Source organism: Streptomyces sp. HNM0574, assembly GCF_012726235.1.
Classification (GTDB): Bacteria; Actinomycetota; Actinomycetes; order Streptomycetales; family Streptomycetaceae; genus Streptomyces.
In genome coordinates this window covers 1-13,800 of sequence record NZ_JAASAH010000017.1, presented here as the reverse complement: position 1 = coordinate 13,800, position 13,800 = coordinate 1, and the positions used below count along the sequence as shown (strand labels likewise).

Below are 13,800 nucleotides of genomic sequence, written 5' to 3'. Positions count from 1 at the left end.
TTGGCGGCGGTGGGGCTCAAAGTGCTCGCTCCCCCATCAGACCGGCCGCACCCTTGGCGAGCATCTCGTCGGCGAGTTCACGGCCCATGTCCCTGGAGGTCGTGAGGTCGCCGTCGGACGCCGGTACGGGACCGGTGGTGGACAGCTGCACCAGCGTCGTGCCGTCGGTCGTGCCGACGACGCCGCGCAGGCGCATCTCGGTGACAACCTGCCCGTCGACAAGCAGGTCGGCAAGCGCACCCACGGGTGCGCTGCAGCCGGCCTCCAAAGCGGCGAGCAGGGTTCGCTCGGCGGTGACGGCGGCCCGCGTGTACGGGTCGTCGAGCTCCGCGAGCTGGGCGGCCAGGTGCGTGTTGGTCGCTACGCACTCGACAGCCAGTGCCCCCTGGCCGGGGGCGGGCAGGATCACGTCGGGGTCGAGCAGTTCGGTGGCCTCGTCGAGGCGGCCGACGCGCGACAGCCCGGCAGCCGCGAGCACGACGGCGTCGAGCTCGCCGGAGCGCACGTACCCGATACGCGTGTCGATATTCCCCCGGATCGGGACAGTCTCGATCTCCACACCCTGCGAACGGGCCCAGGAGTTGAGCTGCGCCATGCGGCGCGGGGAGCCCGTGCCGATACGCGCCGTCCCCGCCTGGGCGGCGAGCTGCGCGAAGTCGAGGCCGTCGCGGGCGATGAGCGCGTCCCGCGGGTCGACCCGCTGCGGCACGGCGGCGAGGGCCAGCTCCTCCGGCTGCGAGGTGGGCAGGTCCTTGAGCGAGTGCACGGCGAAGTCGATCTCCCCGTCGAGCAGCGCGTCCCGCAGCGCGGAGACGAACACACCGGTGCCGCCGATCTGCGCGAGGTGCTCACGGCTGGTGTCGCCGTACGTCGTGATCTCGACCAGCTCCACCTCGCGGCCCGTCACCTGACGGACCTGCTCGGCGACGATGCCGGACTGCGCCATCGCGAGTTTGCTGCGGCGGGTTCCCAGCCTGAGTGCCGGTGCTGTGGCTGAGGTCTGGCTCATGGCCGCTCCTGTTCGGGGTTGCTGACAGCGGCGACCGCCTGCGGGTCGAGGTCGAAAAGCTCGCGCAGCGCGTCGGCGTATCCGGCGCCTCCGGGCTCACCGGCGAGCTGTTTGACGCGCACGGTCGGCGCGTGGAGGAGCTTGTCGACGACGCGGCGCACGGTCTGCGTGATCTCGGCGCGCTGCTTCTCGTCGAGTCCGTGCAGCCGGCCCTCAAGACGGGCCATCTCGCCGGCCACGACGTCGGCGGCCATGGTGCGCAGGGCGACCACGGTCGGGGTGATCGTCGCGGCGCGCTGCGCGGCGCCGAAGGCGGCGACCTCCTCGGTGACGATCGCGCGTACGGCGTCGACGTCGGCGGCCATCGGGGCGTCGGCGGACGCCTCGGCGAGGGACTCGATGTCGACGAGGCGCGCGTGCTCCAGGCGGTGCACCGCGGCGTCGATGTCCCGCGGCATGGCGAGGTCGAGCAGCGCCGTCCCGCGCGGGGCGCCGTCGGCGGCACGGGCCTCCAGCGCGCCCTGGACCGCCTCGGCGGTGAGGACGAGCCCGGTGGCGCCGGTGCAGGAGACGACGACGTCGGCCTTGGGCAGCTCGGCGGCGACCCCGTCCATCGGCAGCGCGCTGGCGCTGGCGCTCGCGGACAGCCCGGCGGCGAGCCGCTGCGCGCGGTCCACGGTCCGGTTGGCGATCACCAGTTCGGCGACGCCGGCCCGGGCCAGCGTGGTCGCGGCGAGGGAGGACATGGAGCCGGCGCCGATGACGAGCGCGCGCTTCCCGCGCACCCACTCCTCGACGGGCTCGCCCTGGGCGAGCTGCTCCAGCCCGAAGGTGACGAGCGACTGCCCGGCACGGTCGATACCGGTCTCGGTGTGCGCCCGCTTGCCGACCCGCAGCGCCTGCTGGAAAAGGTCGTTCAGCAGCCGCCCCGCGGTGTGCTGTTCCTGCGCGACGGCGAGCGCGTCCTTGATCTGGCCGAGGATCTGGCCCTCGCCGACGACCATCGAGTCCAGCCCGCAGGCCACCGACAGCAGGTGGTGGACGGCCCGGTCCTCGTAGTGGACGTACAGGTAGGGAGTCAGTTCTTCCAGGCCGACGCCGCTGTGCTGGGCGAGCAGCGTGGACAGCTCGGCCACACCGGCGTGGAACTTGTCCACGTCGGCGTACAGCTCGATGCGGTTGCAGGTGGAGAGCACCGCGGCCTCGGCGGCGGGCTCCGCGCTGAGGGTGTCCTGGAGCAGCTTGCCGCGCGACTGCGGGGCGAGCGCCGCCCGCTCCAGCACGCTGACGGGGGCGCTGCGGTGGCTCAGTCCGACGACGAGGAGACTCATGCCGGCATCACGGCGGGGATGTCCCCGTCAGGTCCCTCGGTCCGGTGCTCGTCGTGCGCCTCGGCCCCGGCACGCACCGCGCTCTCGGCGGGGGCCTCGGGGCGGCGCGTGGTGACGGAGTCGGCGGGCGGCGCCGCGGGCGGAGCGGTGTCCTCCTCGGGGGCCTCCTCACCGGACTTGCGCTGCTCGTGGAAGGCGAGGATCTGGAGCTCTATCGAGAGGTCCACCTTGCGCACGTCGACGCCCTCCGGCACGGAGAGCACGGTCGGCGCGAAGTTGAGGATGGAGGTGATGCCCGCGGCGACGAGCCGGTCGCACACCTGCTGCGCGGCACCGGCGGGCGTGGAGATGACGCCGATGGAGACGCCGTTCTCGTCGATGATCTGCTCGAGCTCATCGGTGTGCTGGACGCCCATGCCCGCGACGGACTTGCCGGTCATCGCCGGGTCGGCGTCTATCAGCGCCGCGACGCGGAAGCCGCGGGAGGCGAAACCGCCGTAATTGGCCAGCGCCGCACCGAGGTTACCGATACCGACGATCACGACGGGCCAGTCCTGCGTGAGGCCGAGCTCACGGGAGATCTGGTAGACGAGGTACTCGACGTCGTAGCCGACACCGCGGGTGCCGTAGGAGCCGAGGTAGGAGAAATCCTTGCGGAGCTTGGCCGAGTTGACGCCCGATGCGTTCGCCAGCTCTTCCGAGGAAACCGTGGGGACGGACCTCTCGGAGAGCGCCGTGAGCGCCCGCAGGTACAGCGGAAGACGGGCGACGGTAGCCTCGGGAATCCCTCGGCTGCGACTCGTCGTCGCCGGTCGGTGATTTCGGCCAGTTGCCACGGTGCTCCTGCCGGTTGCGCGAAGCGGTGAGCGGCCGTGCGCCAGGTGCGCGTCCGCACCGCTCCATCGCGCCCAGGCTATGCCTTTGTGAACGCGTGCACAAAGATGATGTCCACTTTGTCCAGCCAACGTGACCGGTGCCACACGCTGCAACGGGGACACGTGGTCACACTCCTCACACAACGGCCCCCGGATGGCAAAACGACCTCGATGGTAATCGAATCCTGGCCATTTCCCGACCGCGTTGGCCGACGTCAGGCGGGTGGCAACGGTCACGTCCGGCCACCGCGGCCGGCTCCGGGACCGGAGCCGGTGCGGGCGCCCCCGCGGTCCGGCCCGGCGCCCGTCCGTGCGGAACGCGCCCCGCACGGGCGGTGGTTCAGGCGCGGAGCGCCTTGCGCAGCCGCTCGGGGTCCACCCGCCAGAAGTCGTGCTGGGCCCCGTCCACGAGCACGACCGGGATCTGCTCCCAGTAGGCCCGGTACAGCTCCTGGTCGTTGTTGATGTCCTTCTCCTCCCACGTCGCACCCTCCTCGGCGCAGACGCGGACGATCACGTCCCGCGCGACATCGCAGAGATGGCACCCGGGCTTCCCGATCAACGTGACTGTCTTCATGGGGCCATTGTCCCGCCGTCGTCCCGCGCTCCGTCCCCGGTCCGACATCCGCCTGTAACGGGTCCGGGAAAAGCACTGACTATGCTCGATCACATGGCATCCCGCCCCTCACCTCTCCGTGCCTGGTCGTGGCTCACCCACCGCAGGCGCCCCGCGACCGCGCGCAGCGTGCTCGCGGGCGAGGCCGCGGCCGAGGCGGCCCGCAAACAGGAGCAGGAACGCGCCCTGGAGGAGGAGCGCGCGCAGGCCGAAGCGGGTTCCGGGGAGGCGGAGGCGCCCGAGGAGCCGGAGTTCCCGGTCGTCGGGGACACCAGGGCCGCCGCGTTCTTCGACCTCGACAACACCGTCATGCAGGGCGCCGCGCTGTTCCACTTCGGACGCGGGCTGTACAAGCGGGAGTTCTTCGACAAGCGCGAACTGGCCAGGTTCGCCTGGCAGCAGGCGTACTTCCGGCTGGCCGGCACCGAGAACGCCGGGCACATGGCCGACGTCCGCTCCAGCGCCCTGTCCATCGTCAAGGGCCACCGGGTCTCCGAACTGATGAGCATCGGCGAGGAGATCTACGACGAGTACATGGCCGGACGCATCTGGCCCGGCACCCGCGCCCTCGCCCAGGCGCACCTGGACGCCGGGCAGAAGGTCTGGCTCGTCACCGCGGCGCCCGTCGAGACGGCGACGATCATCGCCAGGCGGCTGGGCCTCACCGGCGCGCTGGGCACCGTCGCCGAGTCCGTCGGCGGCGTCTACACCGGCCGCCTCGTCGGCGAACCGCTGCACGGCCCCGCCAAGGCGGAGGCGGTACGGGCGCTCGCCGCGGGCGAGGGGCTGGAGCTGGAACGCTGCGCCGCGTACAGCGACTCGGCGAACGACATTCCGATGCTCTCGCTCGTCGGACATCCGTATGCGATCAATCCTGACAGCAGACTTCGCGAGCACGCCCGGGAAATGGACTGGCGGTTGCGTGACTACCGCACCGGCAGGAAGGCGGCCAAGGTGGGCATCCCGGCGGCCGCCGGGGTCGGCGCCGTAGCGGGCGGCGCGGCCGCCGCCGTCGCCCTCCAGCGCCGCCGCCGCTGAACCCCGCGCCCGACGGGCACGCACCCCAACTCCCCCCGCTGCGCGGGCATTCGGCCACGCGCGGCGCCCCGCCGCACTCCGCCGGCACCTCTCGCGCGCACCGGTGAACACGCCCGGTGACGGCGCACCCTCCCCTCGCCGCGCGGCAATTCGGGCTATATACCCCCGTGTCCGCGTCTCCAGTCGCGCCGCACCCCGCCGAGCACAACACGTCACGCACGCGTCACGTTCAGGCTCAAAAACGATCAGAAGAACGTCCACACTTCGACCCCGATCGGACGTCAACCCCTACAAGAGCAAAGCGAATCGACGATTTCGACCACTAGGCGTAGTGCGGCCTGTACGAAGCGTTATTCTCCTCAGACGCATTCCGGAACCCGCACGCCCCCACTCCGGGCAAAAGGTCCCGCACTGCACGTGATGGAAGCTCTGCCTCTGGGAGTCCCGTGTACCCACACGTCGGGGTTGACGCCTCGGGCCTGGCTACGCTGCGCAGCACAGTCGTCACGGCTGTCGACCAGTTGCGCGCATTCGTCCCCACCGCGTACGCCGTCCCTGTCCTCGCCACAGCCGCACCTGTCCCCACCGCCCCCCGGTACGCCCTGGCCGCCCGCGCCACGGACGACACCAAGGGCGCCGCCCGCGCCGGCAGCCGTTCCGCCTCCGGCACCGCCGTCAGACCCGCCACCACCCCCGCCACCCGCTCCACGGCGTCCACCACGCCCGCCGTGCCCACCCCGGCCGGAACGGCCGCCACCAGATCCCGCACCGCACCCGCCACGTCCCCCGGCGGAACCTCCGGCGGCACCGGCGGTTCCGGCAACGCCCCCTCCGGCGGCCGGCGGACGCGGAACGGCCAGACGGCCCGCCGCCCCGCCGCCTCGGACACCGACAGCCGCCGGATGATGGACCTGGTCGAACGCGCCCAGGACGGCGAGTCCGAGGCGTTCGGCCGGCTCTACGACCAGTACAGCGACACCGTCTACCGGTACATCTACTACCGCGTGGGCGGCCGGGCCACGGCCGAGGACCTCACCAGCGAGACCTTCCTCCGCGCCCTCCGCCGGATCGGCACCTTCACCTGGCAGGGCCGGGACTTCGGCGCCTGGCTGGTCACGATCGCGCGCAACCTGGTCGCCGACCACTTCAAGTCCAGCCGCTTCCGCCTGGAGGTCACCACGGGCGAGATGCTGGACGCGAACGAGGTCGAGCGCAGCCCCGAGGACTCCGTCCTGGAGTCCCTGTCCAACGCCGCCCTCCTGGAGGCCGTCCGCAGACTCAACCCGCAGCAGCAGGAGTGCGTGACGCTCCGCTTCCTGCAGGGGCTCTCCGTCGCCGAGACCGCGCGGATCATGCAGAAGAACGAGGGCGCCATCAAGACCCTCCAGTACCGCGCGGTCCGCACCCTCGCCCGCCTCCTCCCCGACGACGCACGCTGACGCCACCTGCGGGATAACCGCAGGTGAGCGTGCATGCGCGGGCGGTCACATCATCGTGAGTGGCGTAACCCGACTGGCTTGCCGCTCGTTGGGGGGATTGCAGACTCCCCGCAACCGCGGCATGTCCACCGTTCCTCGCGGGAGTTGACCGTGCTGACGAGAGGAGGTGCCGCCCATGATCGGATCCGTAGCCACGAACCGCCGGGCACACGCCTTCGCCCAAGCCCTGGACGAGCGCTCACCCGCGACCGATCCGGAGGCCGGCCAGGCGGCAGGTGAGGCTCCCGAAGGGCCCGAGGGCCCGACAGGAGCGCCCGAGACAGACCACCCCGAGGTGGCGGACGACGGAATCGGAACCGAAGGCGGCACCGAGCACACGCTGCTCCTCGCCCTCGCCGACGGTCTCGGCGCCCTGCCACGCCCCGAACTGGACCCCGAGGTCAAGACCGTCCAGCGGGCCCAGCTGATCGCCGCCATGGAATCCGCGTTCGCCGAGGGCACGGCGGCCGGTGAGAGCGGCCGCATCCCCGAGCAACGGGGCCAGAAGGGCGCCCACCGGGCCCCGGGCCTCGGCGCGCTCGGCAAGCTGCGCCCCAAGTCCCGCCTGAGCAAGGGCATCGCGGCGGGCGGCCTCGGCGTCGGCGTCGCGGCCTCCGCCTTCGGCGGCGTCGCGGCGGCCAGCACCAACGCCCTCCCGGGCGACTCGCTGTACGGCGTCAAGCGCGGCATGGAGGACATCCGCCTCGACCTCACCGGCGGGGACACCGACCGCGGTCAGCTCTACCTCGACCGGGCCTCCACCCGGCTCCAGGAGGCGCGCAGACTGCTGGAGCACGACCGCGCGGGCGCCCTCGACCACGAGGTCCTCGGCTCCGTCCGCAAGGCGCTCTCCGGCATGAGCAACGACGCCTCCGAGGGCCACCGGCTGCTGAGCGGCGCGTACGAGCGGGACGGCGACATCGCCCCGATGCGCTCCCTCAACTCCTTCTCGGAGAGCCACCGTTCGACGTGGTCCCAGCTGAAGCACCGGCTGCCCGTCCAGCTCACCGACGTCGGGGACGAGGTCAGCTCGGTCTTCGACGCCATAGAGAGTGACGTCGGCCCGCTGGAACAGCTCCTGGAGGAGGACTCGGGCGTCCCCGAGCCCGGTACGGGCCCGCTGCCCGGCGGCGACGGGGCGACGGAGAGCTCCCCGTCGCAGGAGCCCTCGCCCTCGGTCTCCAGCAGCGACGAGGAGCGCCCCGAGGGCGAGGACAGCCGGTCCCCGTCCCCCTCCGGTTCGGAGGAGCCGGGCGGACTGCTCGGCGAGGGCGGCCTGCTCAACCCGGAGAAGGGCGCGGACGAGAAGCCGTCCGGGTCCGCCGTCGAGGACGGGCTCAAGGCACCGGACGCGGACATCACGCTGCCGCCGATCGTCCCCGAGGTCCTCCCCGGCCTCAACGACCAGCTGGGAGGCGGCAAGTAGCCGTCCCGACCGCGGCGGCCACGGAGCGGGGCCCGTCGGACGCACACCGTCCGGCGGGCCCCGCTCCGTGTGCGTCCCGCGTCAGAAGAAGACCGAGCGCCGCTGGACCAGCAGCTTGTACAGCGTGTGCTGGATCGTCTCGCGCACCTGGTCGGTGAGGTTGAACATCAGCATCGGATCGTCGGCCGAGCCCTCCGGGTACCCGTCCGTGGGGATCGGCTCGCCGAACTGGATCGTCCACTTCGTCGGCAGCGGCACCGCGCCCAGCGGCCCGAGCAGCGGAAACGCGGGTGTGACGGGGAAGTACGGCAGCCCGAGCAGCCGGGCGAGGGTCTTGGCGTTCCCCACCATCGGGTAGATCTCCTCGGCGCCGACGATCGAGCACGGCACGATCGGCGCCCCCGCGCGCAGCGCCGTCGAGACGAAGCCGCCCCGCCCGAACCGCTGAAGCTTGTAACGCTCGGCGAAAGGCTTGCCCAGCCCCTTGAAGCCCTCCGGCATCACGCCGACGACCTCGCCCTGCCCCAGCAGCCGTTCGGCGTCCTCGGTGCAGGCGAGGGTGTGCCCGGCCTTCCGCGCCAGCTCGTTCACCACCGGCAGCAGGAACACCAGGTCGGCCGCGAGCAGCCGCAGATGGCGCTGCGCCGGGTGGTGGTCGTGCACGGCGACTTGGAGCATCAGCCCGTCGAGCGGCAGCGTGCCGGAATGGTTGGCCACGACGAGCGCGCCGCCCTCGTCCGGGATGTTCTCCAGCCCGCGCACCTCCACCCGGAAGTACTTCTCGTACAGCGGGCGGAGCGCCGACATCAGCACCTGGTCGGTCAGTTCACGGTCGTAGCCGAAGTCGTCGACCTCGTACTCACCCGTGATCCGCCGCCGGAGGAAGGCCAGGCCCTTCGCGGCCCGCCGGTCCCAGCCCCGGCCCAGCGCCCGGTCCAGCAGCCCCTCGCCCTGCTCGGGCTCCTCCTCGGGCTCCGGTTCCCGCCCCTGCCGCGGTACGGAGGCCAGCGGCGGCGCGGGTTCGGCGCCGCGCCGCGGGGGCGCCTTCCGCGGCCGCGCGGTCCCCTCGCCACGCGAGCGCCCCTGCCGCTCGCGGTCGTCGTCGAAGGGGATGACCTTCGCGTCAGCCATGCCGGACCTCCTCCTCGTACGCCCCGCGGTGCGCCCGCGACAGCGTCTGTGCGAGCCGGTCGACGGTACGGGCCAGCGTCCGGGGCGGAAGCAGCCCTTCCGCCGCGCCCTCGGCGAACGAGGCGAGCGTCTGAGCCGTCGTGTACCGGGGTTCGAAGCCCAGCGTCTCGCGCATCTGCGCGGTGCGGACGGTCCGTCCGTGCGTGAGCTGACGTATCTGCGCCGCCGAGAAGTCCGTGGCCCCGACCGAGCGCAGCAGCTGCCGGCCCCAGCGCACGGCGGGCAGCGGCAGCGGCACCGTCGGCCGCCCCAGCCGCCGGGCGCACTGCGACAGCAGCAGCACCCCGTCCCCCGCGATGTTGAACGTGCCCGCGCTGACCGGCCCTTGGGCCGGATCGGCCGCGGCCAGCCGCAGCGCCGCGAGCACGTCGTCCTCGTGGACGAACTGGAGCCGCGGGTCGTGCCCGAGCACCGTCGGCAGCACCGGCAGCGAGAAGTACTCGGCGAACGGCGAGTCCAGGGACGGGCCCAGCACGTGCGCGAGGCGCAGCACCGTCACCGCGACGTCGGGACGCCTGCGCGCGAATCCCCGCACGTAGCCCTCGACTTCGACGGCGTCCTTCGGGAACCCGCCGCCGGGCAGCGCCTTGGGCCCGGTCGTCTCGTCGAAGACCGCCGGGTCACGGGGCGCTCCCCCGTACACGCCCGTGGTCGACTTCACCACGAGCCGCCGCACCGAGGGCGCCTTCTGGCAGGCGCCCAGCAGCTGCAGGGTGCCGATGACGTTGGTCTCCTTCACCGCGGCGCGGTTCCCGGAGCCGGGCACACCGAGCGGGGTGCCGTGCACGTTCAGATGGACGACGGTGTCCACGCCGTACTCGGCCAGGACGCCGGCGATCTCCGGCTGCCGTATGTCGGCCCGGACGAACTCGGCCTCCCCGAGGCTGTGCGCGGGCCGCACCACGTCCACCCCGACGACTCGCTCCACGCCCGGATCGGAGAGGACATTCCGCACGAAACGGCCGGCCAGCTCCCTGGCGACGCCGGTGACGAGTACGACCTGGCCCACGATGCCTCCCCTGGCAGTGCTGTCGCACACGATGCCGGACGGGGCGCACAAACGAAACCGCCGCCCTCCCGGCCGGTACGCCCGCGCATGCGGAACGTACGGCCGGAAGAACGGCGGTCAGCGGCGTACGAGACGCTCGCTCACTTCTTGTTGCGACGCTGAACGCGCGTGCGCTTCAGCAGCTTGCGGTGCTTCTTCTTCGCCATCCGCTTACGCCGCTTCTTGATAACAGAGCCCACGACTACCCTCGCTCACGGATCATCCCCGCGGAATGCGGGGCGACTCATTTGAATCACTCGGTGCGGGGCGTCCGAGCCCACACGACCTACATGGGCTCAGCCTACCGGTCACATCGAGCAGGTCGTAATCCGAGGGTCGACGAGGGGGCCGGGAAACTCCGGATCAGTCGGACGACGAGCGGACGGGACGGGCACTCCGGGAGCTCCGGCCGGACCGGCGGACCGGTCACGGTTCAGCCCTCCCCTTCGACCTCTCAGGCGGTCTCCACCCCCACGTAGGACTCTTGGAGGTATTCATGGACGGCCTGCTCTGGGACCCGGAAGGACCTCCCCACCCGGATCGCCGGCAGATGACCGCTGTGCACCAGCCGGTACACGGTCATCTTGGACACTCGCATCACCGAGGCGACCTCCGCCACGGTCAGAAAGTTGACCTCGCTCAGAGGTCCCTTGCCAGCAGCCATGTCACACCTGAACCTTCCGCACATGTCGGGCACCGGCTTCCCCTCCGGTGACTCCTGCTCGCATGCGCGCTCCTCCCCAGATTAGGGGCGGGTGATGCAAGTGGGGAAGAGGAGTAGCGATGGCGGCCTACTGTGACAGACACGCCCGATTGAGTACATAGCGAGTCAACGGACTGTAGTACGTGGGCCGCACGGCGTCGTCGATCGGCACCACCACAGCCACCCTGCCCTCGGCCTGCCCGACGAACAGCGCAGGATCGTCCGTATCCGCCGGCCCAATGGCCTCGATACCGAGCTGACCTGCTCCGCACACCCAGCCGTGGTCCCCGATCACTAATTCCGGCAACGGCTCCCCCTCGGCAACTGCCGCGCTCAGCGCGGCCCTCAGCGGCAGCGGGGAATGCGTGTGCACGCCCGGCGCACCGGGGGTGTGCTGTGCGCCGGTCTCGTGGATCAGTGCGACTCCCCGTACATAGACCAGGCTGTGCGAACGTACGCCGAACCGGGTCGTTATGTCGACACGCTGCCCCTGCGCCGGTGTGAGCACCGCACACCCCGCCGCCGAGAGCGCTGAGGCCAATGAGGCGTAGAAACCCAGGAGTCGGTCAGGGTGGCCGGTGCCCAGCAGCACCGGACTCCGCCGCTCCGCCGCCGTACGCAGCCGCACGGCGAACGCGTTCAGCGCCTGAATCGTCCGCTCCGGATCGATGGTGTCCTGACCCGAGACCGTCTCCGGATCCCGCGAGACCCCGCACCGGTCCGCCATCAGACCGATCAACTCCGGTACGTCCCACTCCCCTTCGGGCTCCAGCCCGAGCAGGACCCGCGGGTCCCGCGCGGCGAAGAGTCTGTACCGCTGGAGGCTCTTCTCCCGCGACGTGGCGATGGGCCCGGCCAGCCGCGCGGCCAGCAGATGCGCGCGTAGTGCTCCGACACTCAACACACGGGCCATGCTTGCCGGTCCCCCGGCCCCACCGCAGCAGTTCCACGCAGAGGAGCACCCCGTAGACGCCAGTACGAACCGGCGCCCGGACAGCGCGAGTTACCCGAGCCGGCCCGGACGAGGGGACGTCACGGCAGCAGCCCGTGCGCCGGGAACACCGCCCGGCGGGCCGCCCGTACGGCCTGGTCCAGCCGGTCCGCCGGGTCGTAGCCGGACTCCTCCCAGTCCTGCCAGCTCGGCCGCCGCCCGTCCGTCATCCGCATCGGCGCCACCGGCGCACCCGTACGCGCGTACGCCATCTGCAGCCACTCGCGCGGCACTTCGGTCTCCGGCGGCACCGGCACCCCGGCCGCGATCCCCACCAGATGCGCCCACGTGCGCGGCACCACGTCGACCACCGCGTACCCGCCGCCGCCCAGCGCGACCCAGCGCCCCTGCGCGTACTCGTGCGCCCACCGGTGCGCCGACTCCGCGGCCACCCGCTGCGCGTCGACGCTCACCGCCAGATGCGCCAGCGGGTCCTCGAAGTGCGTGTCCGCACCGTGCTGCGTCACCAGCACCTGCGGCCCGAACGCGTACAACAGCTCGGGGACGACGGCGTGCAGCGCCCGCAGCCAGCCCGCGTCACCGGTACCGGGCGGCAACGGCACGTTCACCGCCGTCCCTTCGGCCCCCGGACCACCGCTCTCCTCGGCCCACCCCGTACCGGGGAACAGCGTCCGCGGATGCTCGTGCAGCGAGATCGTCAGCACCCGGGGGTCGTCCCAGAACGCCGCCTGCACCCCGTCCCCGTGATGCACGTCCACATCCAGGTACGCCACCCGCTCGACGCCCGACTCCAGCAGCCGCGCGATGGCCAGCGAGGCGTCGTTGTACACGCAGAAGCCGGAGGCCCCGCCCGGCATCGCGTGATGCAGCCCGCCCGCGAAGTTCACCGCGTGCAGCGCCTCGCCCCGCCACACCGCGTCGGCCGCGCCGACCGACTGGCCCGCGATCAGCGCCGACGCCTCGTGCATCCCGGCGAACGCGGGATCGTCCTCCGTGCCCAGCCCGTACTCGCCCGTCGCCGACTCCGGATCGGCCGAGACGCGGCGCACGGCCTCGATGTAGTCCTGCCGGTGGACGAGGCCCAGCGTCGAGTCCCCGGCCGGTTTCGCGGCGACGACCTTCAGCTCCTTCGCGCCGTCCAGCCCCAGCGTCTCCACCAGGCGCATGGTCAGCGCCAGCCGCACCGGATCCATCGGATGCCCGGGGCCGAAGTTGTAGCCCGTGACCGCTTCGTCCCACATCAACTGCGCGCCGCCGCTCATGCGGCCACGGTACCGGCCCCGCTCAGGCCGACAGCAGATCCGTGAGCGAACTCATGACCCCGAAGACCGCCGTCGCGTCCCGCAGTTCCTCGGCCGGCGTCATCGCCGCGTACGCGTACACGTCCATCCCCGCGGCGACCGCGGCCGCCACCCCGAGCGGACTGTCCTCCACCACCGCACACCGCTCCGGCCGCACCCCCAACCGCGCGGCCGCGTGCAGGAACAGATCGGGTGCGGGCTTGCCCCGACCCACGTCCTGCGCGCTGAAGATCCGCTCCTCGCCGAAGTACCGCACGAGCCCCGTCGTCCGCAGCGCGACCCGGATCCGCTCATGACTCCCGGACGAGGCCAGACAGAACGCCGTACGCTCCGCCTCCAGCTTCGCCAGAACGTCACCGACGCCCTCGACCGGTGCGAGATCCCGCCGGAACGCCTCGAAGACCCGCCCGTGGAAGACCTCGTCGAAATCCTCGGGCAGCCGGCGCCCGGAACGCTCCAGAACGGTGTCGTGAATCCGGTGCACCGCCGCACCCATGTAGTCCCGGACGGAGTCCTCGTACGTGGTCGGATGCCCGAGCTCGGACAGATAGTCGGCGAGGATCCGGTTGGACAGCGGCTCACTGTCGACGAGGACGCCGTCGTTGTCGAAGATGACCAGGTCGTAACGGTGCATCCGGAAACCCTACAGCCGCCGCGGAAAGTACCTCTGGAACGCAAAAAAGAGGACTGTGGTCCAGGGATTAAATCCCTGGACCACAGTCCTCTTTCTCTAAAAGGAGTTCGGCGGCGTCCTACTCTCCCACACGCTCCCGCATGCAGTACCATCGGCGCTGAAAGGCTTAGCTTCCGGGTTCGGAATGTAACCGGGCGT

Annotated in this window: 14 protein-coding genes and 1 rRNA gene; 3 read left to right on the top strand and 12 right to left on the bottom strand. The window is 71.7% G+C overall.

The annotated features are described in order from the left end of the window. Window positions 1–16: 16 nt before the first annotated feature. The 4 genes from hemC to HCC30_RS23725 form a co-directional block, all read right to left on the bottom strand. Window positions 17–1,009, bottom strand: coding sequence for a hydroxymethylbilane synthase (gene hemC, locus HCC30_RS23740; protein WP_169444800.1), 993 nt, complete (start codon window positions 1,007–1,009; stop codon window positions 17–19). Continuing rightward, the gene (locus tag HCC30_RS23735; protein ID WP_169444799.1) at window positions 1,006–2,340 is read right to left on the bottom strand and encodes a glutamyl-tRNA reductase; all 1,335 of its coding nucleotides are present in this window, start codon (window positions 2,338–2,340) and stop codon (window positions 1,006–1,008) included. The genes hemC and HCC30_RS23735 overlap by 4 nt, the downstream gene beginning before the upstream one ends. After that, window positions 2,337–3,176 (bottom strand): redox-sensing transcriptional repressor Rex, encoded by an 840-nt coding sequence (locus HCC30_RS23730; RefSeq protein WP_169444798.1) that lies wholly within the window; start codon window positions 3,174–3,176, stop codon window positions 2,337–2,339. The genes HCC30_RS23735 and HCC30_RS23730 overlap by 4 nt, the downstream gene beginning before the upstream one ends. Before the next feature lie 379 nt (window positions 3,177–3,555). After that, window positions 3,556–3,792, bottom strand: a complete 237-nt coding sequence (locus tag HCC30_RS23725; protein ID WP_169444797.1) for a glutaredoxin family protein — start codon at window positions 3,790–3,792, stop codon at window positions 3,556–3,558. Window positions 3,793–3,885: 93 nt separating this feature from the next. Between HCC30_RS23725 and HCC30_RS23720 the strand changes: the two genes are divergently transcribed. From HCC30_RS23720 to HCC30_RS23710, 3 genes are all read left to right on the top strand, one after another. After that, window positions 3,886–4,869: an HAD-IB family hydrolase gene (locus HCC30_RS23720; RefSeq protein WP_169444796.1), complete on the top strand. Its 984-nt coding sequence runs from the start codon at window positions 3,886–3,888 to the stop codon at window positions 4,867–4,869. 446 nt (window positions 4,870–5,315) lie between these two features. Continuing rightward, window positions 5,316–6,308 carry an ECF subfamily RNA polymerase sigma factor, BldN family gene (locus HCC30_RS23715; RefSeq protein ID WP_169444795.1) on the top strand — a complete coding sequence of 331 codons (993 nt, stop codon included), beginning with the start codon at window positions 5,316–5,318 and terminating at the stop codon, window positions 6,306–6,308. 175 nt (window positions 6,309–6,483) lie between these two features. After that, window positions 6,484–7,773, top strand: coding sequence for a DUF5667 domain-containing protein (locus tag HCC30_RS23710; RefSeq protein WP_169444794.1), 1,290 nt, complete (start codon window positions 6,484–6,486; stop codon window positions 7,771–7,773). Between the two features lie 81 nt (window positions 7,774–7,854). Here the strand turns inward: HCC30_RS23710 and HCC30_RS23705 are convergent, their stop codons facing one another. The 8 genes from HCC30_RS23705 to rrf all read right to left on the bottom strand — a co-directional run. Further along, on the bottom strand, window positions 7,855–8,904 hold the full coding sequence (locus HCC30_RS23705; protein WP_169444793.1) for a lysophospholipid acyltransferase family protein: 1,050 nt from the start codon (window positions 8,902–8,904) through the stop codon (window positions 7,855–7,857). Then, window positions 8,897–9,973, bottom strand: coding sequence for an NAD-dependent epimerase/dehydratase family protein (locus HCC30_RS23700; RefSeq protein ID WP_169444792.1), 1,077 nt, complete (start codon window positions 9,971–9,973; stop codon window positions 8,897–8,899). The genes HCC30_RS23705 and HCC30_RS23700 overlap by 8 nt, the downstream gene beginning before the upstream one ends. Before the next feature lie 140 nt (window positions 9,974–10,113). Further along, window positions 10,114–10,212, bottom strand: coding sequence for an AURKAIP1/COX24 domain-containing protein (locus tag HCC30_RS23695; protein ID WP_003948845.1), 99 nt, complete (start codon window positions 10,210–10,212; stop codon window positions 10,114–10,116). A 254-nt stretch (window positions 10,213–10,466) separates the two neighbouring features. Beyond that, window positions 10,467–10,676, bottom strand: a complete 210-nt coding sequence (locus HCC30_RS23690) for a helix-turn-helix domain-containing protein (RefSeq protein WP_169444791.1) — start codon at window positions 10,674–10,676, stop codon at window positions 10,467–10,469. Between the two features lie 127 nt (window positions 10,677–10,803). Then, the gene (locus tag HCC30_RS23685; RefSeq protein ID WP_169444892.1) at window positions 10,804–11,619 is read right to left on the bottom strand and encodes a phosphatase; all 816 of its coding nucleotides are present in this window, start codon (window positions 11,617–11,619) and stop codon (window positions 10,804–10,806) included. 128 nt (window positions 11,620–11,747) lie between these two features. After that, complete coding sequence (locus HCC30_RS23680) at window positions 11,748–12,929, bottom strand: acetoin utilization protein AcuC (protein ID WP_169444790.1); 1,182 nt, start codon at window positions 12,927–12,929, stop codon at window positions 11,748–11,750. Between the two features lie 22 nt (window positions 12,930–12,951). Beyond that, complete coding sequence (locus HCC30_RS23675; protein ID WP_169444789.1) at window positions 12,952–13,602, bottom strand: HAD family hydrolase; 651 nt, start codon at window positions 13,600–13,602, stop codon at window positions 12,952–12,954. A gap of 105 nt (window positions 13,603–13,707) precedes the next feature. Continuing rightward, a 5S ribosomal RNA gene (gene rrf / locus HCC30_RS23670) occupies window positions 13,708–13,800 on the bottom strand; the annotation flags it as partial.

Bases quoted from the DNA above. Each gene is read 5' to 3' on its own strand.
- HCC30_RS23725 (WP_169444797.1), bottom strand. From the start codon at position 3,792: ATGAAGACAGTCACGTTGATCGGGAAGCCCGGGTGCCATCTCTGCGAT.
- HCC30_RS23705 (WP_169444793.1), bottom strand. From the start codon at position 8,904: ATGGCTGACGCGAAGGTCATCCCCTTCGACGACGACCGCGAGCGGCAG.
- HCC30_RS23690 (WP_169444791.1), bottom strand. From the start codon at position 10,676: ATGGCTGCTGGCAAGGGACCTCTGAGCGAGGTCAACTTTCTGACCGTG.
- HCC30_RS23675 (WP_169444789.1), bottom strand. From the start codon at position 13,602: ATGCACCGTTACGACCTGGTCATCTTCGACAACGACGGCGTCCTCGTC.
- hemC (WP_169444800.1), bottom strand. From the start codon at position 1,009: ATGAGCCAGACCTCAGCCACAGCACCGGCACTCAGGCTGGGAACCCGC.
- HCC30_RS23680 (WP_169444790.1), bottom strand. From the start codon at position 12,929: ATGAGCGGCGGCGCGCAGTTGATGTGGGACGAAGCGGTCACGGGCTAC.
- HCC30_RS23735 (WP_169444799.1), bottom strand. From the start codon at position 2,340: ATGAGTCTCCTCGTCGTCGGACTGAGCCACCGCAGCGCCCCCGTCAGC.
- HCC30_RS23720 (WP_169444796.1), top strand. From the start codon at position 3,886: ATGGCATCCCGCCCCTCACCTCTCCGTGCCTGGTCGTGGCTCACCCAC.
- HCC30_RS23710 (WP_169444794.1), top strand. From the start codon at position 6,484: ATGATCGGATCCGTAGCCACGAACCGCCGGGCACACGCCTTCGCCCAA.